The organism is Fibrella aquatica (genome assembly GCF_041321135.1).
GTDB lineage: Bacteria > Bacteroidota > Bacteroidia > Cytophagales > Spirosomataceae > Fibrella > Fibrella aquatica.
Genome location: NZ_JBGGWF010000002.1, coordinates 374773 through 397986, shown reverse-complemented (window position 1 = coordinate 397986; position 23214 = coordinate 374773). Strand labels below are relative to the sequence as shown.

Here is a 23214-nt window from a genome sequence, read left to right as displayed (position 1 = left end):
CCTTTACTTCATCTATCATTCATACGCTATGCAAAACCTCGTTATTATTGGTCTGGGCAAAGTGGGCTCACTAGTTGGCCTGTTACTCCATAAGCAATTCACTGTCAGTGGTTTCGATCGTCAGGAACCCGCCCAAACGTTACCGTTCCCGGTGTATATCGGTAACGTCAGCGATACGGAGGCCCTACGCACTGCCCTTCAGAATGCCCACGGCGTGGTGTCCTGCCTCCCCTACAATTTGAACCTGCCCATTGCCCGTATGGCGCACGAATTGGGCATTCACTATTTCGACCTCACCGAAGACGTACCCACCACCGATGCAATTCGTGAGATGGCCATAACGGCAAAGGGCGTGATGGCACCACAGTGTGGCCTCGCCCCCGGCCTCATAGGCATCGTCGGCTCCGACCTGGCCAAACGATTCGACCGGCTACGCGATATTGAACTGCGTGTGGGCGCGTTACCCCGCTATCCGAATGGACTGTTGGGTTACTCATTCACCTGGTCGCCGGCGGGGGTAATCAACGAATACCTCAACGATTGCGAGGTGATTGCCAATGGGCAACGCAAAATGGTACCCGCGCTGGATGGCATTGAAGTGATCAACATCGAAGGGCAGGAATTTGAAGCCTTCAGCACCTCGGGCGGACTAGGTACGTTGTGTGAGACGTACGAAGGAAAAGTAGATACGTTGAATTACAAGACCATTCGCTACCCTGGCCACTGCAAGCTGATGCGGTTTCTGCTCTACGAATTGATTCTGAAAGATCAGCGCGAACTGACCGAGCAAATTCTGACCGAAGCCAAGCCTCCCGTTCAGGCCGATGTAGTTTACGTGTATGCCGTTGTGGAAGGCTGGCGCCACGGGCAACTGTCCCGTGAAGAATTTTACCGGGCTTACCACCCAAGAATCATCGACGGACAATCATGGCGGGCTATTTCCTGGACAACCGCCGGGTCAATTGCTGCCGTGGTAGAGCTAGTCGCTAATGGAGCATTACCACAGCAAGGTTTCCTGAAACAGGAAGATATTCCACTGGCAACGTACCTGGAAACCGTCAACGGAGCTTTTTTCAAAGAGTAATATAAGAAATTGCTACAGAGTTACGCGGAGGTAACACAGAGTAATTGTCTTAAATTCTAAACTCTGTGCATCTCCGTGTGACCTCCGCGTAACTCTGTGGCAATTTCTTATTCCAACTTATACGGCAGAAAAGCGTCTACCGATTGTCCGTAGCGGTGCAAATCCCGGATGATGCTTGAACTGATGGGTGCCAGGTGAGGCGACGTGATCAGAAATACGGTTTCAACTTCTTCGTAGACGTACCTGTTTACCTGCGAAATTCCGTTTTCGTACTCAAAATCGGTGGTGTTGCGCAAGCCACGAAGCAAAAAACGAGCGCCAAGCTGACGAGCCACGTTGGCCGTCAGATCATCGTAGCTTACCACGCGCACGGCGGGCTCGTCCCTGAACGTGCTTTCGATCCAGGCGGTCATTTGGTCCAGCGTAAAGTAACGCTGCTTATTGGCATTACGGCCAATACCGATAATGACTTCGTCGAAAATATGCAGGCCACGGCGTACAATGTCTTCGTGGCCTTTGGTGAACGGATCAAACGAGCCGGGGAATAACGCAATTCGGGACATATACAGGTATAACGTCTAACGAGTCAGGGGGCGAAGTCGGGCTGCCAAGGAGCACGCATGGTCAGGTTAGCCTGACTTTGGACGTTGAACCGTTAGACGTTGGACTTCTTTTACCCCAGCAAACATAAGCCCTGAAGGCCAAGATACCGATGTTCGGGTAGTTCTTCCAGTTCGGGGGAAGGGTTCAGGCCGGGTGGCAGTTGCCCGATACGGATGGTCGGAACAAAGCGCGACAGGGAGACGTAACTGTCGGCAAACGGCGTTATTTCTCCGTATACAAACGTGTTGACCGTCTCAGGATCAACACCCAGCTCGTCAAGTACATATAGCACATAATACGTCAGATCCTGTGCATTCTTATATCCAAACCGATTACAATAGCGGAGTTGTTTTTCGTCCCGAAAGAGCATACTCACATAGTCGTCTTCGAAATACAGAAATACGTTTTGCAACGTGGTGAGTTGCCGGTCAATGGCACGCGTGGCCTGAATGAGCGTTGTCAGCTGATGCACATAGGTGAAGGGCTGCATTGGGTACTGCTCACCCATAAACTCGGTCAGTTCCCGGTCGATGCCGAAAACCGATACGAACCCTTCTTTATGCTCGAAAGCATGGGCCAGTTCATTTGGAGGCTGCTGATGCCCCCTCATCAGGGTCAGGTAACTACTGGCATACTCTTTCCGATACAATGAAGCCGGAATAAGTGTAAAGGCGGGTGAAAGAACCGATACCCGTACATCCTGAAATTCATCGTATGTCAGCAGCGGATGTTCTTTAAACAGCGCCGGCAAATGGGTCAGTAACGATTGTTCGGTCAGCAACGACGGTTGGGCATATTCGTCGAGCCACACCATACGCCGCTGCGCATCGAGCAACGTAACCCGAAGCCGCTGCGGAGCCAGTTCAAGGCACAGGACAGAATTAGCAGCCTGCCCCGGCGTTAAGACCTCAGGCCGAATAGACAGCGTTGGCGCAAGTGTGGATACTGATACCATATCAAATTTGAGTTATATACCCAGTCAGAGCAAACACCTCATCGAGTGTTTCACAACGAGTGAATAAACCGTGAACATCTCCGGCTGGTAAGGATTTTATTTGCTCGAAGGTCATCATCTGAACATCGAGAATAAGCTGATCCTGCCCATTCATTTCCGGATCGGCTCCAACCTGTAACGCTCCTTCAGCCCGGTTAAGCTCAAAAAACAAGTCAACGGCATGAAGTGGACTATTTATAAATTCATAGACGAACAATAACCGTGTTACGTCAACTATCAGGCCGGTTTCTTCCAACATTTCGCGCTGGAGGGCCAACACGGCGGTCTCGCCAAAGTCGATACCACCACCCGGTGGAGCCCAGAACGTACCTGATTCGCCCAGTCCGCGATGCTTTACCATCAATAGCCGATCCCCTTCCCGGTATAACCCACAAACGCGAATTCGCAATCGGTGGCCATACAGTTCAGTTACCAGCGATTGCGAATTATGTGCTTGTTGAGACACGTGTAGCGTAGTTGGCTTAAAACAGGGGGGCAAATATACGCAAACCCGCTACACAAAGTCGACTAGTACGAGCTACCGGTAATATAACTCTCCAGTGAATTGATCCGGGCTTTCTGATCGTGAATAATGGTGTTCACCACGTCATTGATCGAGATAATTCCTACCAGTTTCTCACCGTCCATAACGGGCAAATGCCGGATGTGTTTATCAGCCATAATAACCATACACGATTCGAGCGACTGCTCGGGCGTGATCGTAATGACATTGGCCGTCATTACATCGCGAATCAGGGTATCTTTAGAGGCCCGGCCCTGCAGAATTCCTTTACGGGCATAGTCTCGTTCCGAGAAAATACCGACAAGATCGCCACCTTCCAGCACCAGTACGGCACCAATATTTTTGGCCGCCATCAGTTCCAGCGCGGCGTACACTGTTTCGGCCGGAGACACCGAATAAATGGTATTAATGGTTTTACCCTGAAGTACTTGCCGAATTGTCATAGAGTGAAGGAGTTTACGGAAAGGTGAATCTATGCATTTTTAGGCGACCACGCAATCACTTACTTTTTTTTCAGCAGCAGCGGCTTCATAACGTGTCTCCAGCCTTGGGTAAACTGAAAAATGAACGGCTGTTGGCCCCGCTCCTGCTCGCATATCGCTTACTTTCAGCTTCTCTTTTCAACCGAATTTTCGTATCTTAGACCTATGAACGAAACGCAGACGGCGACCCAGCTATTAGTAAAACGGTTTCCGTATAAGCCAACCGAAGGCCAACTTTCTTTCTTCGGAAAAATCGGCGAATTCATCACCCCCCAGGAGTTTGAGCACTACCGCGACTGCTTTTTACTACGCGGTTACGCCGGTACGGGGAAAACTACCCTTATCAGCACACTCATCAAGGTATTACCCCGTTTTGGCTTCAAATCGGTGTTGTTGGCCCCCACCGGCCGGGCTGCCAAGGTGATGTCGAATTACTCGAAAAAATCAGCCCAGACCATTCACCGCAAAATATACCGGCAGGTGGCCGAGCAGGGCTCAGCGACACTGGCTTTTCAGCGACAAAAAAATTACCACGAACAAACACTTTTTATCGTCGATGAGGCCTCTATGATTTCCGACGAAGCCGAGTTTGGTGGGAAAGGCCTACTCAGCGATTTGATTTCATTTGTTTTCGAAAACCCCGGCAACAAACTCATGCTCGTGGGCGACACCGCCCAGTTACCCCCCGTGGGTCGTGACGGTAGCCCGGCGCTGGATCGGGGGTTTCTGGCCCGTTCGTTCGATATGACGGTGTATGAGCAGGAACTGACCGAAGTAATGCGGCAGGATGTGGAGTCGGGAATTCTGTACAATGCAACCGAACTTCGCCAACTGCTGTCCGACGATATCCTGAATCCGTCGAACGAACCGGCTCCGGTTAATTTTGAGCGGTTAATGAGCGATTCGCAACCCACACCGGCGGCCACCCCGTCTATTCAAATTACCACGAAACCGTTTCAGGACCTGTTCAAAATGCCGCTGAACAAACTGGAAGACGGTATTCGGTATGCCTACAACAAGTATGGCCGCGAGAATACGGCTATTCTGTGTAGGTCTAATAAAATGGCGGTGCAGTATAATCAGTTTATCCGGCGAATGATCGACAATTGCGAGGAAGAGCTGGATGCAGGAGATATGCTGATGATTGCCCGCAACAACTACACAATTCTGGGTGATGATTCGCCCGCTGGTTTTTTGGCTAATGGCGAGTTTGCCGAGGTAATGAAGGTTCGTCGGCAGGAAGAAATGCACGGATTTCGCTTTGCAACGGTGACTCTCCATCTCATCGATTACGAAGATCATCCCGATTTCGAGGCCAAAATCATTCTGGATACGCTGCATACGTCTACGCCCTCACTCAGTCAGGAACAGAACAAGGTATTATACGAGAGCGTGTCGAAAGATTATCAGTACATCACTAACAAAAAAGAACGATCGGAGGCCATTCGTCGCGATCCGTATCTGAGCGCTTTGCAGGTAAAGTTTGCCTATGCGCTTACTACCCATAAAGCCCAGGGTGGGCAGTGGAATGCCGTGTTTATCGATCAGGGTTACTTGCCGGAAGGCCAAACCAACCAGGAATTCATTCGCTGGCTTTACACCGCCCTCACCCGCGCCACTGATGAAGCGTTTCTGATGAATTTCAACCCAGAATTCTTCGTATGACTGCCCGGGCTCGCACACCGTGAGAACGTACCTGACAACGAGCGCTACCTGGTCAATTATGGTTTAGACCAGAAGACGACTTGAAGTAAATACGCCTGCTTAATCTCATTTCAACTCCGTTTTACGTTACTATTCTAACAGGCCTCGGGAAGATCTAAGGCACGGTTTTTGAAATTTATCTTCTTTCTCCAGCGAGACTATCACCCATAATATACAACACTATGAAATACCTAATTGTCATTCTTTTCGCCGTGGCAGGCTTAGCCACTTCCTGCAAAAAAACAACAACCGTAGACATTGTAAACCCCAATGTTGATCGGCGCGACAGGATGGTAGGTACCTATGCCATTGGTTATAACGTCGTTATTCGGATCGGAGGCGGCGGTGCGGCAACTAATCCTGAATCGTATACAGGCACACTCGGGGTAACCAAATCAACGAATAACAATGAATTAATCCTTGATTTTGACGCGCCGGGGCTAAAAGAGAAATTAACCGCCTCGCTGGCAGATAGTACCTTCACCATTCTGGATAAGAAAACCGAACCGATCATTGTGAACGGTACTACGTTCGTTGGTCAGTTTACGGGAAGCGGGATGTTCGTGCGCGACGGTGGACAACAAAAAGTCACGTATTCAGGTGTTTCAGAAGATCCCACATTTAGAAAAATTACCATATTGACAGGGACGAAAAATTAATTGTCATCCCCTCACAATCCCGTATTTTTGACTCGTTGAGTAACGTACCTGAGCAGGTACGTCGATGAGTCAATTAACTACCTACATGAATTTAGTTGCAGGAAAAGTCGCCCTCATTACGGGTGCATCGCGTGGAATTGGACGAGCCATTGCCCTCCGTTTTGCGCAGGAAGGCGCTAATGTGGCCTTCACCTACCTATCGAGCATTGAAAAAGGGGAGGCACTCGAAGCCGAGCTGGCTCAATTCGGAATTGTGGCTAAAGGCTACCGTTCCGATGCCTCAGACCATAAAGCAGCCGATGAACTGGTGACGCAGGTAGTGGCCGACTTTGGTCGCCTCGATATTCTGATCAACAATGCCGGTATCACCCGCGACGGTTTACTGATGCGCATGACCGAGGAACAGTGGGATACGGTGATCAACATCAACCTGAAGTCGATCTTCAATCTCACCAAAGCAGCCATTAAACCCATGATGAAAGCCAAAGCAGGTTCAATCATCAACATGACGTCGGTAGTGGGTCTACGCGGCAATGCGGGTCAGGCAAACTATGCGGCCTCCAAAGCGGGTATCATTGGTTTTACTAAATCGGTGGCGCTTGAACTAGGCTCCCGCAATATCCGCTCGAATGCCATTGCGCCGGGCTTCATCGAAACAGAGATGACTGGTGAGCTTAACGCAAAATCGATTGACGAATGGAAACAGTCAATTCCGTTAAAACGGGGCGGTCAACCTGAAGAAGTAGCCGATGCCTGTCTGTTCCTCGCCTCCGATTTGTCGCGCTACATAACCGGTCAGGTGTTACAGGTTGATGGCGGGATGCTGACTTAAAGTCGAAAGTCGATAGTAAGCAGTCGATAGTCGCGCTGCAGTAGTATCATGTGCAAATGAAGCAGCGCGACTATCGACTGCTCACTATTGACTTCCGACTCTGATTTTATGTCTCTGATTTTCCAAAGTTCTCCCTGGTGGGTGGCCGTTTGTTTACTGGCCGGGGCCGTTTATGCGGTGGCTATGTATCAGCCCTTACCGGGAAACAGTATTCCGGGCGGCTGGGGAAAGCAATTAAACTGGGGACTAGCCCTGTTGCGTTTTGTGGTGGTGAGCCTGGTGGCATTTCTGCTGCTTAATCCACTGCTCAGAAGTTTCCAGACACGCACCGAAGCCCCCAAGGTTGTGGTGGCTATCGACAATTCGGAATCAGTAGCCGCGGCAGGCAGACCAGCCCTGAATCAGACATTAACATTCCTGAATACCCTGCGGCAGCAGTTAACGGATAAAGGCTATGAAGTTGCGGTTCGTACGCTTGCCGACACATCTGCCACAGATGATTTAACCCAGCTTTCGTTTCGGCAGCGCACCACCGATCTGGCATCCCTGCTCACGGGCATCCGCTCCGATTATGAAGGTCGCCATCTGACCGATGTAGTGCTGGTATCCGATGGCATTGCCAATCAGGGACTTTCGCCCACGTTTTCCTCGTTCCCTTTCGCCGTTCATACGGTTGGCCTTGGCGATACCATTCCTAAAAAAGATGTGTCGCTTAAAGGCGTTATTGCCAACCGGGTAGCGTACCTGAATAATGCGTTTCCTGTGCAGGCCGAAATTATCAGCAACGGCTTTCAGGGTCGCAGTGCTGTTGTGGTGCTTCGGCAGGGATCTCGCGAAGTGGGGCGACAAACGGTTCGCTTTGATCAGAAAAACACGTTTGCGCAGGTCAGTTTTCAGACATCGGCTACGCAGAAAGGTGTACAGCGCCTAACGGTGGAGGTACTACCTCAGGCGGGCGAATTCAGCACCGCCAATAATCGGCAGGATGTATATATCGAAGTCATTGACGGTCGTGAGAAAGTCCTTCTCCTGGGTTTGGCACCGCACCCGGATCTGAAAGCTATACGCGCTATTCTGGAAAAAAATCAGAACTACGAGGTCGATGTACGCATATTGACTGCCGCAGAGGGGTCGAGTATTCCGATCGATAAAACCTACGATTTGCTGATTCTTCATCAGCTTCCCGATCTTAGTAACATGGGCAATGCGGCCGTGGCCAGGCTGATGGCGCAGAATACGCCAACCCTTTTTGTGGTGGGTGCACAATCATCTACCGCGGCGCTCAACCCGATCAACCCTGTTATCAGTGTATTGGGCCCACCCAATCAGGTCGATAAAACGACAGCCTATTTCAATAGCAGTTTCAAGCAACTAAATTTTGACCCCGCCAAACTTGAACTCCTTGACAAACTGCCACCCCTAACAGCGCCCTACGGTGAATACAAGCTGCTACCCGGCAGCGAAACAGTACTCTGGCAACAGATTGGCACGGTGCGCACCACCAAGCCCATGCTGGCGCTAAACACAACTGGGACCCGGAAAGCAGCGGTTCTGCTCGGCGAAGGCATTTGGCAATGGAGGCTGGAGGAGTACGCCTTAACCGACAAACAGGAGGTTGTCGACGAGTTGATTCAGAAGGTGTTACAGCTCATCTCGGTAAAAGAAGACCGGCGCAAACTACGTGTTTATCCTATTCGGAATGAGTTCATCGCGGGCGAAACTGTTTCGTTTGAAACCGAACTCTATAACGACATCTACGAACGGCTATACGATACGCCCATTAAGCTAGAACTGATTGATGAGCGCGAAGTAACCCGCACCTTTACCTACACCCCCACAGAGGCCAACAGCCGTTTCGATGTCAGCCGCCTGCCCGATGGCGTATACCGTTACAAAGGCACGGCCACGCTCAACAACCGGGCAGAGCAATCGTCGGGGCAATTTATTGTTCGTGATGTGCAATTAGAAGCATTAAATACTACTGCTGACCATGGCTTATTACGTCAGTTAGCAACCCAAACCGGAGGTACGTTCCGCACAGGGTCCAGCACCGCCAGTTTGGTGAATGACCTGACCAAACAGGATAACCCGGCCCGACTGAGCAGTACAGAGACGCTGAACGAATTGATCAACTGGCGCTGGATTTTCTTCCTGATCCTCACCATCGCCAGCGTCGAGTGGGCACTGCGGAAGTATAATGGAGGGTACTAGAAACAGTTTGTGGTTTGTGGTTTGTGGTTTGTGGTTGCGCTGCTATATCACCATTCGGTAAATAGCAGCGCAACCACAAACCTCAAACCACAAACCGTTTCATTTCGGCTTTGCCTTCGACAGGGTTTGCTCAAAAAGAACCTCGATGGACGTACCTGAGGCGGTTGGATAACTCAGGTTCATGAAGGCGGCTTTTGTTTGCTTGGGCAAATACACAAACCCCCTTGCCGACTCACCGGGTTGTACGAGCATCCGTTTTAAAGCCAGTTCACGCCAACGGTATGCTTCAAACTGATAGCGCTGCATGCGATCGGCAAATACGCCATGATCGATTACCCGCTTGGCCTGGATTAGATTATAGGCCACGTTGTGGGTCGCTCTATTGCTAACCCAACTCCTGAAATCGCGGGTATTACGCGAGGTAGATGACGAAGCAATATCGCTCGCGACTACGGCTACCAACGCGATCGTATTGATAATTTTAGCTGTCTTTAACCGCTTTTCCTCCCGCTTAATCTTGTATTCGGAACGATTGAATTCATAGCCCGGATCGGCCGCTTGCCTCTTGTTCGTGGTGCCTGACAGTTGCAACGGCTGACGGTCGGCATCGAGCAATTCAATCTGAAAATCGGCAGGGTCAATGTCGATGGCGTGCGTCGTGTGGTTCTTTATCTCGATATCGAGAGCCATGTACTCCATGTCTTCCCGTTCATACGAAGCAACAATTTCTACGCTGTCAGCGCTTGCTTTTGTTACCAGCCGCCCGTCAACAGACGCCACCGGACCTGATATAGGCTGTAGTCGAATATATTGTTTCGGAGCACAACTACACAGCAACCCGGCTATAACGGGCACCAGGAATAACCGGCGAGAGATGTAAACGATTTGCTGCATAGACTAATAGTTGAAGGGTCAACGTCTACCGTTTAAAGTTGTGCTACCAAATTACTATATAGTTGATAGACAGTATAACGTTAGACGTTGAACTTTAAACTAATTTTTCTTAGTCTCTTTCGCCCAGGCATCTTTCAGCGTCACCGTGCGGTTGAACACCAGATGGCCGGGCGTAGAATCGGCGTCGACGCAAAAGTAGCCTTTGCGCATAAACTGAACGCGGCTCCCCACAGCCCGGTCAGCCAGATTAGGCTCAACCAGCGCCTTCATAACCACAAGCGAGGTTGGATTGAGCAACGACAAAAACGCATTGTCATCATCCGACTCCATTTCTTTCTCTTCAACCGCCGGGTTTTCAACGGCAAACAGTCGGTCGTATAAACGCACCTCGGCCGGCACGGCATGCGCCACAGACACCCAGTGAATGGTGCCTTTCACGTTGATTCCCGACGTATCCTGACCGCTTTTGCTTTCAGGAATGTAGGTGCAATGCAGCTCCGTTACCTCGCCCGACTCGTTTTTAATAACCTCATCGCAACGCACGATGTATGCTCCTTTCAAACGAACCAGTTGCCCCGGTGCCAGCCGGAAGTATTTTTTGGGTGGCACTTCCATGAAGTCGTCGCGCTCCACGTAGACTTCGCGGCCAAATGGCACCGCTCGCGTACCCGACGTTGTATCTTCCGGATTGTTCTCGATATGCAACGTTTCCTCCTGCCCTTCCGGGTAGTTGGTCAGCACCAGTTTAATCGGGTTGTTATCTACTACGGCCATCACGCGGTCGGTCGTGCGGTTCAATTCTTCCCGAATGCAGAATTCCAGCAAACCTACATCGATGAGGTTATCGCGTTTAGCTACACCGATGCGCTCGCAAAATTCGCGAAGGCTATCTGCTGTGTAGCCGCGCCGACGAATACCAGCCAGAGTCGGCATCCGCGGATCGTCCCAACCCGACACGAAACCACCTTCTACCAATTTTTTCAGCTTGCGCTTACTCATCACGGTATAGGTCAGGTTCAGCCGGGCAAACTCGTATTGCTTTGACGGGAAAATGCTCAACTTTTCGATGAACCAGTCGTAAAGCGGGCGGTGCGGAATGAACTCAAGCGTACAAACCGAATGCGTAACCTGCTCAATGGCATCAGACTGCCCATGCGCAAAATCATACATGGGGTAAATACACCAGGCATTTCCCGTGCGGTGGTGATGAGCGTGCTTGATGCGGTAGATAATGGGGTCGCGAAAATGCATATTCGGCGACGCCATGTCGATTTTGGCCCGCAGTACTTTAGCCCCATCCGGGAACGTACCTGCCCGCATTTCCCGAAACAAAGCAAGGTTTTCTTCCGCAGACCGGTCGCGGTACGGACTTGCTTGACCCGGCACGGTGGGCGAACCTTTCATAGCCGCAATTTCGGCCGCCGTCGATTCATCAACATAGGCCAGGCCTTGTGTAATCAACGCTTCCGCAAAGCCGTATAACTGCTCGAAATAATCAGAAGCATACCGTTCTTCGGCCCACTCGAACCCCAGCCAACGCACATCGGCCTTGATCGAGTCGACGTATTCGGTATCTTCGGTAACAGGATTGGTATCGTCGAAACGGAGATTTGTCTGTCCACCGTAGCGTTGAGCCAGACCAAAATTCAGGCAAATCGATTTGGCGTGCCCCAGGTGCAGGTAGCCATTAGGCTCGGGCGGAAAGCGCGTCAGTATACGGCCATCGTGCAGACCGGCCGAAATATCTTCTTCAATAATTTGCTCTATAAAGTTCAGCGACCTCTCTGTCGATGACTCATGGGCGGCTGGTGTCATAGTTAGTGCGCTCCGGTTGTATCCTCGTAAACTCTCAAAATTACAGTGATCAGGTGGGTTTGACAAGCAAAAACACCCTGTGATCTACAACGTACCTACTAGTCTGTCAGGTACGTTATGGTCTGGAGACGAGACACTAAAATGCCCCGTTCAGAAAAATGCTACCATCGAAACAGTAGAACCTTTTCCGTACGGGGCTGATTAGTAATTTATTAGAAGAGAACTCCTCAGACAATCAAACCTAGGTAAGTGCACTTACAAACGACGCAAATCACGCCGGAAACGTTGAATGAGTGCATGTTCCTTTTGCGACACATCGTCATGAGCGCTGGCAATGCGTTGCAGAATACCGACAAAATGTTTTTTAGTTGGCTCTGTGAGTTGGGCACGCTGATTAACAAAACGGCGCATGGCAAAGGCGTAGGCCTCTTCTACGGTTTCTTCATAATCTTCGCGAAGCATAAGTGCATACAGAGCCAGCGAACCATGCGGCTCATTCGCCAAAATTTCTTTGGCTGTTTGCATTTCCTCCAGTTGCATACGCCCATCGGCCTTAGCCATGGCGTAAATCATGCTACCGAGACCCAGGTAGAGATCAGGGCTATCCGATGTTTCAACGTCATTGTCAGTAGTGTTCATATGCTATCTTGTTTACCTGGACCAGAGCAGTCAGTTGACTGCCTGAACCAACTAATGTGCCACAAAGGTGCACTGACCACCTTAGGCCCCCATTAGCGCCCAATTAGAACGGCGTTAGAACTGCAATTGGACACTGAATATTGATCACTAGACGCTGAAGACTGGATTCAGACAACGGCTATGAGTCTCTGGCCCTGTCTTTTTGGTTTAAAGTCCAGCATCCAACATCTAAAAACCAGCGTCCATTATCCAATTCATTGCGGTAAGCTAAGCGTAAACAGGGTACCAAATCCTTCTTTCGATTCCACTTCGATCCGGCCTTTATGCAGCTGAACAATCCGGTGAGCGAGCGACAAACCCACGCCATGACCAGCAATTCCCTGTGCATTACTACCCCGCCAAAACGGGTCAAATAGCTGGGGTAACTCCTCGGTCCGGATCGGTTTGCCCTGATTGTGTACCCGGATAATAAACAAATTCAGGTGCTGACCCAGATGCACAACAACGCGATGGTCGGGCGAGAATTTTCCGCCATTCTCCAGTAAATTCAGCAATACAGTAGACAACAGTGATTCATTGCCAGTCAGTTGCCAGCTCAGCATTTTTCCAGGTACGTCGTCCAGCATCACCACCACCTGATGATCCGGGTGTAGCCGAAGTACTTCTGCCCTGACTTTCCAAAGTAATTCATCGAGCGCAAACGGGGCCATGCGCAGGGCCGAGGCATCAACGCCCACCTTGGCCAGCGACAGCAACCCATTGGTGAGCTTAGCCAGGCCCCGCACATCATCGAGTACAGACGTGATGGTTTCTTTCAGCTCTGCCGGGTCATCCTCAGTCATCAGCGACACTTCCAGTTGCCCGGAAATAGCCGTCAGCGGGGTACGTAATTCGTGCGAGGCGTGCGAGACAAAAGCTTGTTGCGTCTGAAACGCTTTCTGGAGCCGATCGAGCATTTGGTTGAACCGCGTCGATAGCTGGTCTATTTCATCTTCATCAGCACTGGTTGGCAGTCGCTGATCGAGGTTAGTAGCCGTGATGCCGTCGATCCGACCAATAACCCGGCGCAACGGGTAGAGGCTACGGCCGGCAAAAAACCAGCCCGCCGCCAGGGTGGCCAACGTGGCTACCAGCCAACCTATTTGCAAAATCCGTGTAAAGTTTCGCTGCTTGGTGAAGCCATATTTATCTACCCCCGACGAAAATACGACAAAGCGACTCTGCTGGTTGGCAAACAACGTACCTACAATTTCACGGTCGCCCTCGCGCCAGAATATTTCTTTTTCCCGTCTAACCCGGTCAAGCGTGGCCTTGTTAACGTCCAGATAATCGGTTCCGCTTTCGTACCGAATCTGGTCGGTATCGTCGTAAATAATTATCTCCTCGTCGTTGAGCACCGTCATGTGGTTCAGGTCAAGGAGTTTAAACAGTTCCAGGTTTATGGCCTGCCGTCCATAAAGCAGTTTCACCGATGTGAGCGCTTCTTCGCGAAGACGATCACGAAATTCGCGTTGTCTTAGCTCACCCGCCACCACATATAGCACCAGACAAAATACCAGTAACAGCACCGAAACAATACCCGTAAACCAAAGCGTCAGGCGAGAGCGTATAGTCATCAGAGTGAGTTATTTCTCTTTCAGGGTGTAGCCCATCCCAATTACCGTATGCAACAGTTTTGTTGGGTAGGGCTTATCAATCTTATTTCGTAAGTAATTGATATACACGTCTATTACGTTTGTCCCTGTGTCGAAATTAATATCCCAGACATGCTCAGCAATATCAATTCGGGAAAGCACCCGGCCGGCATTCCGCATGAGGTAATCGAGCAGGGCATATTCGCGGGCGGTCAGATCAATGGTTTGCCCCTGTCGGCGGGCCACTTTGGCTGATCGATCCAGTTCAAGATCGGCCAGCCGAAGCACCGGCTCAGCAATGTCGACCGTTGCCGACCGACGAAGCAGCGCCTTTACGCGGGCAAACAACTCCACAAATTCAAAAGGCTTGGCCAGATAATCGTCGGCACCAGCTTCAAAACCCAGTAGTTTGTCATTAGTAGAATCGAGGGCCGTCAGCATCAGAATTGGGATACGCTCGTGTTTGACGCGAGCATATTCGGCTAGGTCGAGCCCGCTCATCACCGGTAGGTTAACGTCCAGAATGAGCAAATCGTAGCGATTTTCACCAATTAGTCGTTTTCCCTCACGACCGTCGTGCGCGATGTCGACAAAATAACTTTGTGTCTCCAGGCCTCTTTTCAGGGCTGTAGCTACTTTAACCTCGTCTTCAACAACGAGCAGGTGGGGCTTATTTGGCATTTACTAAGTAGTTTCATGAAGGTATATTCCGATAACTCAATAGTCTGGTTATTGTTGGCTCCTGTTTCTATCGCCCGTCTGCCGGTATTTATTCGCCAGTAGAGTGGGTTCGTCGGAAAGCTATACCCAAAACCAGCAACAGCTTGTAGGTTTGTTTCCGGCATCACCCGGTAGACAGGGCAGTCGCATAACCTTCATTCAGTTCCATGACCCGCGAACAACTCCTACAACGAACAACCGGCACCAAACGTCTTCAACTGAGAGGACAAGACCTCAATCACTTCGATTTCAGCGGACTAGACCTCTCCAACGCCGATTTCAGGTTTGCCGACCTGCGCCGGGCTAATTTTGAAGGCACAACCCTGCGGGAGGCCGATCTCAGTTTCGCCAATCTACGCGGGGCCAACTTCGAGAATGCTGACCTCACCAACGCCAACCTTCGTTTTGGCGACGTCTCAAACGCAAACCTGAAGGGAGCTACCCTTACGGGAACGAAGCTAAATTTCATGGCCACCGACTGGACGGGCATACCGAGTGACTCAACAGAACCTGTCTCGCTGACTAAGCTACTTGCCAGGCCGTTTTGGGGACTGCTGATTGGTTCGGTGCTGAGTGCTCTGCTGTTCTACGGCGCAAGCGGCATCATATATTTTACGAACATCATTTTAACCACTAAAGACCCGCTCATTGCAGGGCTGAACCGGTTTATCGCCTGGCAAAACATAACGGAGGGCATAACCATTTTCATACTGGCCTGGCTGATGTCGGGGCGACTCGACAACTGGTTTCGGACCAATTGGATGAGGCACCTGGTTTTTAGTATCGCTACCATCCCTGTGTTTATGGTTGTAAGTCTGGGGAGTTACAGGCTGCTGGGAAGGCCCTTCGTTAAAGCCCTCGAGAAAGGCTCGGCTGACCCTCTCGACAACAGCACTGCCCCCTGGCAACTGTATATTTTAGCCAGTTTGGCCATTGGAAATCTGTTCCTGTATGCACTCAGGCAAGGCCGCAGCCTTACCCGAAAAATGACCGAGCAAGAGTATCAACTGCTTAATATGGAGAAGCTAAAGAATCGGGCTGAATTGGATGCGCTACAGGCAAAAATCAACCCGCACTTTCTGTACAATGCCCTCAACAGCATTGCCAGTCTGGTACACGAGGACCCCGACAAAGCCGAAACCATGACCTTACACCTGTCAAAACTGTTTCGCTATAGCACCGGCCGAGATGGATCGCACTTCAGCAGTCTGGCCGACGAAATCGACATGGTGAAGACGTACCTGCAGGTTGAAGCGGTTCGGTTTGGTGACCGGCTCACGTTCACCATTTCGCCCATCAGCGTTGCGATTAGTCAAACGCTGATTCCTCAGTTTTTACTACAGCCAATAGTGGAGAATGCCATTAAACACGGCATAGCCAAACGAGCCGACAATGGCCTTATCGACATACAAATAACCCTGGAAGATGGCTGGCTGACGCTTTGCGTACACGATAACGGCCCTGCTTTTCCGGAAACAATGGGGGGCGGTTATGGCCTTCGCAGTATTCAGGACAAGCTACGGCTACTTTACGGAGAGGCCGCAACCGTGACGCTACAGAATGAACCGCTGAAACAGGTGATCATTAAACTTAAAGCTGCATGAATTTTCCACTAAATACTATACTGATCGACGACGAACCATTAGCAATCAGCCGATTACGCCGACTTCTTAATACGCATACCGACACGTTTACTATCGTTGGTGAAGCCAGAAATGGCGCTGAGGGACTAGCCCTTGTGGAAGCCGAACGGCCCGATCTGATTTTTCTGGATATCGAAATGCCCCTGCTCAATGGTTTTGAGATGCTGGCCCGACTCACCTATATGCCGCTGGTCGTTTTCGCTACGGCATACGATCAGTACGCCATTCGTGCCTTTGAAGAAAACTCAGTTGATTACCTTTTGAAACCCGTTGAAACGGAGCGTCTCGAGCGTACCATCGCCAAAATCCGCCATCTGGCTGGCTCCCAATCCGTAGGCAGTCGGCCTGCGCTGGTTAACCCGTATGCCGACAATCTGATGAGGTTACTGGAGCAGATGAAACCCAAAAAAGAGTTGTACTCTATTTCGGTAAAAACCGGCGAAAAGATCATTCTGCTACCGCTATCAGACGTGGCTTATTTTGAAGCCGAAGAGAAGTACGTTTTCGTAGCCACCACCGACGGCCCAAAGTACCTCACCTCCTACACGCTTACCACCCTTTGCGAACGCCTGCCCGATACGTTTGTTAGGGTGAGTCGCTCGGCGGTGGTCAACAGTCACCGAATTCGGGAATGCCAGAAGCAGTTTGACGGAAAATTCGTGTTGACTTTGAACGACAAAAAAGCAACCCGACTCACAACGGGCAGCACCTACGCCGACGCTATCCGGCAATTGCTTAGTTTGTGAATAGCTCCTCTTCACTACTTGTTCCGGCGCATTTCGCTCTGTCGCATCGGCATAGAGTCAACGATTCGGAATAGTTCGGCGGCGGTAACGGGCTTTGAATAGCGCTGCTTCACCCCGCCATCTTTTCCGATCAGAAATGCCATGAACGCAACCGACGTACCCAGTTTTCGATCGCCAGCCCGCAGGTACGTCCGGTCGTCGGTTGAAAGGTTGGACTCCAGCACAACAAGTTCCGTAAAGTCACGCTCCGTAAGCCCGGCCTTGTTGTCGGCCAATAGCCGTTTCTGGGCTAGCAAATCGGCATTGTTTTCGTCGCGGGCATACACCAGAATCACCCGTTTTTTCCACAGGTTGGCTTTTACACGGCCCTCCAGAGACTCAGCGGGCTGCGCTCCAGCGTGGGTGAATGCAGTTAATAAACACATAGCAAAAGCGAGAGTACGAATCAACAGCATCCTAAAAATCAACTATTTTAACTATAATCCACTATACAACGTCCAACGTCTAAAAACCATTAATTAATCGAAAAGATCGTCTGACCGTTCGAGTAGCAAAATAGATGACTGAGGCACAATCACGTAGGCGATTCCTTCATAATCGAGCTCAATGGCATTCCGTTGCAGGTAAATGGCCAAATCGCCCTCCTGCGCCTGAAGCGGCATGTATTTAACCCGCTCCTCCGATTCTTTCCACGGCTCATCATCCGCCGAGTTCGGTATTGGGTAGCCCGGCCCAACCTTGACAACATACCCAGACTGCACTTGCTCTTTCTCCTGAACGGTAGGCGGCAGGTACAGACCAGTTGACGTACGGTCGCTGGGCGATTTAGGTTTAATCAATACTCGATCGCCTACAACAAGCAGGCGTGTAAGTTTATTGTCAGGTGTAATATTCAGCATACATGTTAGGGTTTGTGGTTTGTTGTGTGTGGTTTGTCGTTGCGCTGCTGAGTCACGAACTGGTGGCCTTGCAGCGCAACGACAAACCACACACAACAAACCACAAACAATTTTTAAGGTACCGGATCGTAGCCGTGGGTGCCCCAGGGGTGGCAACGGCCAATTCGTTTCAGGCCCAGCCAGCCGCCCCGCAGAGCACCGTATTTTTGCACAGCCTCTACCATGTATTGCGAACAGGTGGGCGTATGTCGGCAGGCGTTGGGCAAAAATGGCGAGATGGCTCCCTGGTAAAAACGAACCAGACCAATCAAAAGATATTTCATAATAGTGGTCAGTTCGACCAATTTGATAACACCCGTACGAAGCGTACCGCATCCGGGATTGAAATCTATCTATCTTTGTCGATAACAAAATAAAGCCCGTTAGATTCCTCACTTCTCGCACGAATGCTTTCTTATATCCTCTGGGATGCCGATCCAGTTCTTTTCGCTGTTGACGCGTTCACCCTTTTCGGTCTCAATTTCGGCCCGTTTGAAATACGCTGGTACGGTCTTCTTTTCGCCGCCGGTTTCCTGATCGGGATGCAGATCATGACCCACATCTTCCGTAAAGAGCGTAAGCCGCAGGAAGACCTCGACGCACTGCTGATTTTCATGGTTGTAGCCACCGTATTGGGTGCCCGCATTGGCCATTATCTGTTTTATGAGCCTGAAGTGCTGTTCCGCAATCCATTGGAGGTGATCCTGCCCCCCTACCGCGGATTGGCTAGTCATGGCGCCATCATCAGTATCATTACCGCGTTGTGGCTGTATTCTCGCCGAAAGTCAAGCGTGCTGACGGGGCAAACTTTTTTATGGACAGCCGACCGGATCGTTATTCTGGTCGCTTTGGCAGGGGCCTGTATTCGGTTTGGTAACCTGATGAACCACGAAATTGTGGGTTTACAGACCAACGTACCCTGGGCGTTTATCTTCAAATACAACAATGAATACCCGACCAACGTACCCCGCCACCCGGCACAACTGTACGAATCGATCTCTTGTCTGATTCTTTTCTTTGTATTATTCGGCATCTGGAATCGATACAAGGAAAAAACGCCACGCGGTCTGCTGATGGGCATTTTCATGATCACGGTATTTGGTTTACGGTTTTTCTACGAGTACCTCAAAGAAAATCAGGTAGCCTTTGAAAATACGCTACCCCTGAACATGGGGCAGATTCTGAGCATTCCGGCCGTACTGCTGGGTGTATTTCTGGTCATCAAAAGCCGTCGAAACTCGATTCCTTTGGTGTAAACAGGCAACACGAAATGTAACGATCTAAAAACGGGTCAGACCAAGTCTGGCCCGTTTTTTTGTGTGCCGTAACCAGTCGACATCGAAGAGAGGGTACGTTCCCTAAAACCTCTGACTAAAAATCAATCTGACAGTGTATATTGGCCAACTAACTGATTTACTGACTATCTAACTGAATCCATCGTGATTACACAGCGCATCACCACCCGTCTACCCCTTTTGGCAACACTTGCTTTTATGCTTTGCTGCACCGCTTGCGGTGGTAATGATGATGAAAAAACGAAGGACACAGACAATGATGAAGCCTCGGCATCGATCGAAGGCACCCTGAAAGCGGCGGAGGAGATGGCTAAACAAGTTGAGGAAAACCAAAAAAACGGCCCGGTAGAAACCGTCGACTTTCGCAAGCTTAAGGAACTCTTACCCGCCGAGGCCGACGGATTACCCCGCAAAAATGCTGAGGGTGAAAAGAACGGAATGGCTGGCTTTACCTTTTCAACAGCCACCGGCCGTTATGAAAACAGCGACGACACAGAAAACATAGACCTCTCTATCGTCGACACGGGCGGTTCGGGGGCCATGATGGGTATGGCCGCCTGGTCGATGGTGGATATGGATCGGGAAACCGAGGCGGGCTACGAAAAAACGACGACCATTGACGGGAATAAAGCTTACGAAAAATTCGATAACGCAGGTAAGTCGGGCGAGATAGCGATGCTGGTTAATAATCGATTCGTGATCAGCGCTAAGGGTCGCGGTGTGGATATGGCAAAGCTAAAGTCCGTACTCAACGATGTTGATCTGGATAAATTAAAAAGCTACTAGTTTCATTTCCAGGCCGGATGGGCAACCAGTGTCATCAATTGAGCGATCAGGGCAATTTTCGCGTTATTTTTGAAGCAACGTACCTGCTTCAGCACGTACTGCTGAGCCCACTATCGAATGCCTCATCCTCACGAATCCATTATTGCCGGCCGACTGTCTATTCCGGCCAAATCGGTTGCCAACACGCTCGACCTGCTCGGTGGCGGCGCAACGGTGCCCTTCATTGCCCGCTACCGGAAAGAAATGACAGGCGGCCTGGATGAAGTCCAGATTGCCAACATCCGCGATTTGGCCCAGAAACTGGCCGACCTCGACAAACGCCGGGAAGCCATCATCGGCTCCATTACCGAGCAGGGTAAGCTAACCCCCGAACTGCGTAAAAAGCTGGAAAACGCCGACTCTATCACCGAGTTGGAAGACCTGTACCTGCCCTACAAGCAGAAACGGAAAACGCGGGCCATGATGGCTATAGAACGCGGCCTGGAACCCCTGGCCGACCGGATCTTCAGCCTGCGAGACCCAAACCCGGAACAAACCGCCAGCCGCTACCTGTCTGATGCGGTGCCTACCATTGCCGATGCCCTGCAAGGTGCCCGCGATATCATTGCCGAACGCATCAGCGATGATGCCGATGCCCGTCAGCGCATTCGGATGCTGTTTGACCGGGAAGCCATTATCCGATCAACGGTAAAGAAGGGGAAAGACGTGGAAGGTGCGAAATACAAAGACTATTTCGACTTTGCCGAACCGCTGCGAAAAGTACCTTCACATCGGTTATTGGCCCTTAGAAGAGGCGAAACGGAGGGGTTTCTGAACGTCAGCATTGCCCCCGACGAAGAAACAGCCCTTGATCGCCTCGACCGGCAATTTGCGGGACGTACCTATGCCGGAAGCACCCGTGCCAGTCAGGAACAGATGGAACTGGCCATTAAAGACAGCTACAAGCGATTATTGCGCCCGGCCCTTGAAAACGAATTTGATAACCTCTCGAAAGAAAAAGCAGACCAGGAAGCCATTCGCATCTTCGCCGGTAATCTACGCCAGCTACTCCTCAGTCCACCGCTGGGGCAGAAACGCGTGATGGCGATCGATCCCGGCTACCGAACCGGTTGTAAAACCGTTTGCCTCGACGCACAGGGTAATCTTGTGGCCGACACCGTGCTGAATTTGTTTGCTTCCGACAATGAAAAGCAACGCGCCGCTCAAACTGTTCAGACGCTGATCGCCAAACACCAGATTGATGCCATTGCCATTGGTAACGGCACCGCCGGGCGAGAAACGGAGTCGTTTATACAATCGCTCGACCTTGGCAAACCAATTGTCATGGTCAGTGAACAGGGTGCGTCAATTTATTCCGCATCCGACGTGGCCCGGCAGGAGTTTCCGGACAAAGATGTCACTGTGCGGGGAGCGGTCAGCATCGGGCGGCGGTTGATGGATCCGCTGGCCGAACTGGTGAAAATTGATCCCAAATCCATCGGTGTCGGTCAGTACCAGCACGATGTAGATCCAAACGGGCTAAAAAAGAGTCTCGACGATGTGGTTGAAAGTTGCGTAAACTCAGTTGGCGTTTCGCTCAATACAGCCAGTGCCTACTTGCTTCAATACGTATCTGGCCTGGGGCCTCAACTGGCGCAGAATATTGTGGCCTACCGGGCGCAGAAGGGCGCTTTTCAATCACGCGACCAGTTGAAAAAAGTCGCCCGCCTTGGGCCAAAAGCGTTCGAACAGGCCGCCGGTTTTTTGCGCATTACCGACGCCACCGCTGACCCGAAAAAAAATCCGCTCGATAATTCAGCCGTTCACCCGGAACGCTACGAACTGGTTGGTCGCATGGCCGCTGATGTGGGTTGCACCGTGGCCGAACTGCTCAAAAAGCCCGATCTACGCAAACAGATAAACCCGGCCAGGTACGTATCGGCAAGCGTTGGCTTACCCACCCTGACCGATATTCTGGCTGAGCTCGATAAACCCGGCCGCGACCCGCGCGAAGCCCTGACGGTTTTTGCCTACGATGAGCGCGTTAAAACAATGACCGATCTGCACGAGGGAATGGTGCTGCCGGGGGTGGTTACCAACATTACCGCTTTTGGTGCTTTTGTCGATATCGGCGTGAAGCAGGACGGCCTTGTGCACGTTTCACAAATGGCCAACAAATACATCTCTGACCCCAACCAGATAGTGAAAGTCCATCAGCAAGTGACAGTGAGGGTGCTGGAAGTAGATACCACACGCAAACGAATTGCGTTATCCATGAAAATGGTATAGATTTAAGTTTCAGGTTTCAAGTTTCAGGTGCTTCGCTTGCTAACGGCAGGCTGATAAGCAACGCACCTGAAACCTGAAACTCCTCAACAGTCCTTTACATGACTCAGACGTTTTCACGACCTTCCGTTTCAACCCTCTGGGTATTGGCAGGCTTGCTGTTTGTTGCTTCCTCCTGCGCTTCTACTGGTCCGCTACTCTCCTCTTCATCGCGCCGCACAACAACGGCAAAACGGCCAACTACAACGCGCCCTGCAGCTTCCAAAGCGACCAAACCCGCGGTTGCGTTAAAAACGGTTGATTCAAAAACGTACGTGAGTCGCTATGCCCGGGAGGTAATTAGTCAGGCCCGCGCTTATACCGGAACCCCGTATCGATCGGGAGGCAACACACATGAAGGCATTGACTGTTCGGGGCTAATCTGCTCTGCTTTTTCGGCGGTTGGCCTTAAAATGCCCCGCATTTCATGGCAACAGTCAGAAGTAGGCCATGAAGTAGAAGTGGCTGAGATTAAACCGGGAGATCTGATCTTTTTTGTGCCTGACCACGGCAAATCCGGCTACGTCTCTCATGCCGCCATTGTGACTGAAGTTCGGGGTGAGAACGATATACGCTTCATTCATGCCTCCTCGTCGCGCGGCGTTCGCGAAGACAATCTGTACTCCAACTATTTCAAAGGTCGGTTTGTCAAGGCCCTAAGGCCATTTTAGGTAGTCTCTCTCGGTGAAACGGGCGTCGATTTTTATA

General features: G+C 50.9%; 23 protein-coding genes. 11 read left to right on the top strand and 12 right to left on the bottom strand.

What is annotated here, in order from left to right; all coding sequences use genetic code 11:
• Window positions 1-28: 28 nt before the first annotated feature.
• Window positions 29-1084 carry a saccharopine dehydrogenase family protein gene (locus tag ACAW87_RS05570; RefSeq protein WP_370722169.1) on the top strand — a complete coding sequence of 352 codons (1056 nt, stop codon included), beginning with the start codon at window positions 29-31 and terminating at the stop codon, window positions 1082-1084.
• A gap of 107 nt (window positions 1085-1191) precedes the next feature.
• Here the strand turns inward: ACAW87_RS05570 and coaD are convergent, their stop codons facing one another.
• The 4 genes from coaD to ACAW87_RS05550 form a co-directional block, all read right to left on the bottom strand.
• Window positions 1192-1647: a pantetheine-phosphate adenylyltransferase gene (gene coaD / locus ACAW87_RS05565; protein ID WP_370722168.1), complete on the bottom strand. Its 456-nt coding sequence runs from the start codon at window positions 1645-1647 to the stop codon at window positions 1192-1194.
• Between the two features lie 110 nt (window positions 1648-1757).
• The gene (locus ACAW87_RS05560) at window positions 1758-2642 is read right to left on the bottom strand and encodes a DUF3822 family protein (protein ID WP_370722167.1); all 885 of its coding nucleotides are present in this window, start codon (window positions 2640-2642) and stop codon (window positions 1758-1760) included.
• A 1-nt stretch (window position 2643) separates the two neighbouring features.
• Window positions 2644-3147 (bottom strand): NUDIX domain-containing protein, encoded by a 504-nt coding sequence (locus ACAW87_RS05555; protein WP_370722166.1) that lies wholly within the window; start codon window positions 3145-3147, stop codon window positions 2644-2646.
• Window positions 3148-3209: 62 nt separating this feature from the next.
• Entirely contained in the window at window positions 3210-3647 is a 438-nt protein-coding gene (locus ACAW87_RS05550) for a CBS domain-containing protein (protein WP_370722165.1), read from the bottom strand.
• Between the two features lie 204 nt (window positions 3648-3851).
• Here ACAW87_RS05550 and ACAW87_RS05545 point away from each other — a divergent pair, with 204 nt between their 5' ends.
• The 4 genes from ACAW87_RS05545 to ACAW87_RS05530 all read left to right on the top strand — a co-directional run bounded on the left by ACAW87_RS05545 (window position 3852) and on the right by ACAW87_RS05530 (window position 9092).
• Window positions 3852-5351, top strand: coding sequence for an ATP-dependent DNA helicase (locus ACAW87_RS05545; protein ID WP_370722164.1), 1500 nt, complete (start codon window positions 3852-3854; stop codon window positions 5349-5351).
• Between the two features lie 221 nt (window positions 5352-5572).
• Window positions 5573-6049 carry a hypothetical protein gene (locus ACAW87_RS05540; RefSeq protein ID WP_370722163.1) on the top strand — a complete coding sequence of 159 codons (477 nt, stop codon included), beginning with the start codon at window positions 5573-5575 and terminating at the stop codon, window positions 6047-6049.
• An 85-nt stretch (window positions 6050-6134) separates the two neighbouring features.
• The gene (gene fabG / locus ACAW87_RS05535) at window positions 6135-6881 is read left to right on the top strand and encodes a 3-oxoacyl-[acyl-carrier-protein] reductase (protein ID WP_370722162.1); all 747 of its coding nucleotides are present in this window, start codon (window positions 6135-6137) and stop codon (window positions 6879-6881) included.
• 108 nt (window positions 6882-6989) lie between these two features.
• The gene (locus ACAW87_RS05530) at window positions 6990-9092 is read left to right on the top strand and encodes a VWA domain-containing protein (protein ID WP_370722161.1); all 2103 of its coding nucleotides are present in this window, start codon (window positions 6990-6992) and stop codon (window positions 9090-9092) included.
• Between the two features lie 99 nt (window positions 9093-9191).
• Here ACAW87_RS05530 and ACAW87_RS05525 read toward each other — a convergent pair whose 3' ends face one another.
• From ACAW87_RS05525 to ACAW87_RS05505, 5 genes are all read right to left on the bottom strand, one after another.
• Entirely contained in the window at window positions 9192-9986 is a 795-nt protein-coding gene (locus ACAW87_RS05525; RefSeq protein WP_370722160.1) for a hypothetical protein, read from the bottom strand.
• A 99-nt stretch (window positions 9987-10085) separates the two neighbouring features.
• Complete coding sequence (locus ACAW87_RS05520; protein WP_370722159.1) at window positions 10086-11801, bottom strand: glutamine--tRNA ligase/YqeY domain fusion protein; 1716 nt, start codon at window positions 11799-11801, stop codon at window positions 10086-10088.
• A gap of 255 nt (window positions 11802-12056) precedes the next feature.
• Window positions 12057-12440: a tellurite resistance TerB family protein gene (locus ACAW87_RS05515; RefSeq protein ID WP_370722158.1), complete on the bottom strand. Its 384-nt coding sequence runs from the start codon at window positions 12438-12440 to the stop codon at window positions 12057-12059.
• Between the two features lie 254 nt (window positions 12441-12694).
• Complete coding sequence (locus tag ACAW87_RS05510) at window positions 12695-14056, bottom strand: HAMP domain-containing sensor histidine kinase (protein WP_370722157.1); 1362 nt, start codon at window positions 14054-14056, stop codon at window positions 12695-12697.
• Between the two features lie 9 nt (window positions 14057-14065).
• Complete coding sequence (locus ACAW87_RS05505; protein ID WP_370722156.1) at window positions 14066-14755, bottom strand: response regulator; 690 nt, start codon at window positions 14753-14755, stop codon at window positions 14066-14068.
• A gap of 206 nt (window positions 14756-14961) precedes the next feature.
• Between ACAW87_RS05505 and ACAW87_RS05500 the strand changes: the two genes are divergently transcribed.
• Complete coding sequence (locus ACAW87_RS05500; RefSeq protein ID WP_370722155.1) at window positions 14962-16398, top strand: histidine kinase; 1437 nt, start codon at window positions 14962-14964, stop codon at window positions 16396-16398.
• Window positions 16395-17183 (top strand): LytR/AlgR family response regulator transcription factor, encoded by a 789-nt coding sequence (locus ACAW87_RS05495; RefSeq protein ID WP_370722154.1) that lies wholly within the window; start codon window positions 16395-16397, stop codon window positions 17181-17183. The genes ACAW87_RS05500 and ACAW87_RS05495 overlap by 4 nt, the downstream gene beginning before the upstream one ends.
• Before the next feature lie 14 nt (window positions 17184-17197).
• Here ACAW87_RS05495 and ACAW87_RS05490 read toward each other — a convergent pair whose 3' ends face one another.
• From ACAW87_RS05490 to yidD, 3 genes are all read right to left on the bottom strand, one after another.
• Window positions 17198-17608 carry a DUF4174 domain-containing protein gene (locus ACAW87_RS05490; protein WP_370722153.1) on the bottom strand — a complete coding sequence of 137 codons (411 nt, stop codon included), beginning with the start codon at window positions 17606-17608 and terminating at the stop codon, window positions 17198-17200.
• Between the two features lie 93 nt (window positions 17609-17701).
• Window positions 17702-18082: a co-chaperone GroES gene (locus ACAW87_RS05485; protein ID WP_370722152.1), complete on the bottom strand. Its 381-nt coding sequence runs from the start codon at window positions 18080-18082 to the stop codon at window positions 17702-17704.
• A 113-nt stretch (window positions 18083-18195) separates the two neighbouring features.
• Window positions 18196-18405 (bottom strand): membrane protein insertion efficiency factor YidD, encoded by a 210-nt coding sequence (yidD, locus tag ACAW87_RS05480; protein WP_370722151.1) that lies wholly within the window; start codon window positions 18403-18405, stop codon window positions 18196-18198.
• A gap of 123 nt (window positions 18406-18528) precedes the next feature.
• Between yidD and lgt the strand changes: the two genes are divergently transcribed.
• The 4 genes from lgt to ACAW87_RS05460 all read left to right on the top strand — a co-directional run bounded on the left by lgt (window position 18529) and on the right by ACAW87_RS05460 (window position 23177).
• Entirely contained in the window at window positions 18529-19377 is an 849-nt protein-coding gene (gene lgt / locus ACAW87_RS05475; protein ID WP_370722150.1) for a prolipoprotein diacylglyceryl transferase, read from the top strand.
• Window positions 19378-19596: 219 nt separating this feature from the next.
• Window positions 19597-20202 (top strand): transposase, encoded by a 606-nt coding sequence (locus ACAW87_RS05470; protein WP_370722149.1) that lies wholly within the window; start codon window positions 19597-19599, stop codon window positions 20200-20202.
• A gap of 117 nt (window positions 20203-20319) precedes the next feature.
• Complete coding sequence (locus tag ACAW87_RS05465) at window positions 20320-22470, top strand: Tex family protein (RefSeq protein WP_370722148.1); 2151 nt, start codon at window positions 20320-20322, stop codon at window positions 22468-22470.
• A 98-nt stretch (window positions 22471-22568) separates the two neighbouring features.
• On the top strand, window positions 22569-23177 hold the full coding sequence (locus ACAW87_RS05460; protein WP_370722147.1) for a C40 family peptidase: 609 nt from the start codon (window positions 22569-22571) through the stop codon (window positions 23175-23177).
• Window positions 23178-23214 lie beyond the last annotated feature (37 nt).

Excerpts from the sequence above, each read along its gene's own strand:
- ACAW87_RS05500 (WP_370722155.1), top strand. The coding sequence starts at position 14,962 with ATGACCCGCGAACAACTCCTACAACGAACAACCGGCACCAAACGTCTT.
- fabG (WP_370722162.1), top strand. The coding sequence starts at position 6,135 with ATGAATTTAGTTGCAGGAAAAGTCGCCCTCATTACGGGTGCATCGCGT.
- ACAW87_RS05485 (WP_370722152.1), bottom strand. The coding sequence starts at position 18,082 with ATGCTGAATATTACACCTGACAATAAACTTACACGCCTGCTTGTTGTA.
- ACAW87_RS05545 (WP_370722164.1), top strand. The coding sequence starts at position 3,852 with ATGAACGAAACGCAGACGGCGACCCAGCTATTAGTAAAACGGTTTCCG.
- ACAW87_RS05560 (WP_370722167.1), bottom strand. The coding sequence starts at position 2,642 with ATGGTATCAGTATCCACACTTGCGCCAACGCTGTCTATTCGGCCTGAG.
- yidD (WP_370722151.1), bottom strand. The coding sequence starts at position 18,405 with ATGAAATATCTTTTGATTGGTCTGGTTCGTTTTTACCAGGGAGCCATC.
- ACAW87_RS05460 (WP_370722147.1), top strand. The coding sequence starts at position 22,569 with ATGACTCAGACGTTTTCACGACCTTCCGTTTCAACCCTCTGGGTATTG.
- ACAW87_RS05525 (WP_370722160.1), bottom strand. The coding sequence starts at position 9,986 with ATGCAGCAAATCGTTTACATCTCTCGCCGGTTATTCCTGGTGCCCGTT.
- ACAW87_RS05530 (WP_370722161.1), top strand. The coding sequence starts at position 6,990 with ATGTCTCTGATTTTCCAAAGTTCTCCCTGGTGGGTGGCCGTTTGTTTA.
- ACAW87_RS05570 (WP_370722169.1), top strand. The coding sequence starts at position 29 with ATGCAAAACCTCGTTATTATTGGTCTGGGCAAAGTGGGCTCACTAGTT.
- ACAW87_RS05515 (WP_370722158.1), bottom strand. The coding sequence starts at position 12,440 with ATGAACACTACTGACAATGACGTTGAAACATCGGATAGCCCTGATCTC.
- ACAW87_RS05465 (WP_370722148.1), top strand. The coding sequence starts at position 20,320 with ATGCCTCATCCTCACGAATCCATTATTGCCGGCCGACTGTCTATTCCG.
- ACAW87_RS05505 (WP_370722156.1), bottom strand. The coding sequence starts at position 14,755 with ATGCCAAATAAGCCCCACCTGCTCGTTGTTGAAGACGAGGTTAAAGTA.
- ACAW87_RS05490 (WP_370722153.1), bottom strand. The coding sequence starts at position 17,608 with ATGTGTTTATTAACTGCATTCACCCACGCTGGAGCGCAGCCCGCTGAG.
- ACAW87_RS05540 (WP_370722163.1), top strand. The coding sequence starts at position 5,573 with ATGAAATACCTAATTGTCATTCTTTTCGCCGTGGCAGGCTTAGCCACT.
- ACAW87_RS05520 (WP_370722159.1), bottom strand. The coding sequence starts at position 11,801 with ATGACACCAGCCGCCCATGAGTCATCGACAGAGAGGTCGCTGAACTTT.
- ACAW87_RS05550 (WP_370722165.1), bottom strand. The coding sequence starts at position 3,647 with ATGACAATTCGGCAAGTACTTCAGGGTAAAACCATTAATACCATTTAT.
- coaD (WP_370722168.1), bottom strand. The coding sequence starts at position 1,647 with ATGTCCCGAATTGCGTTATTCCCCGGCTCGTTTGATCCGTTCACCAAA.
- ACAW87_RS05495 (WP_370722154.1), top strand. The coding sequence starts at position 16,395 with ATGAATTTTCCACTAAATACTATACTGATCGACGACGAACCATTAGCA.
- ACAW87_RS05510 (WP_370722157.1), bottom strand. The coding sequence starts at position 14,056 with ATGACTATACGCTCTCGCCTGACGCTTTGGTTTACGGGTATTGTTTCG.
- lgt (WP_370722150.1), top strand. The coding sequence starts at position 18,529 with ATGCTTTCTTATATCCTCTGGGATGCCGATCCAGTTCTTTTCGCTGTT.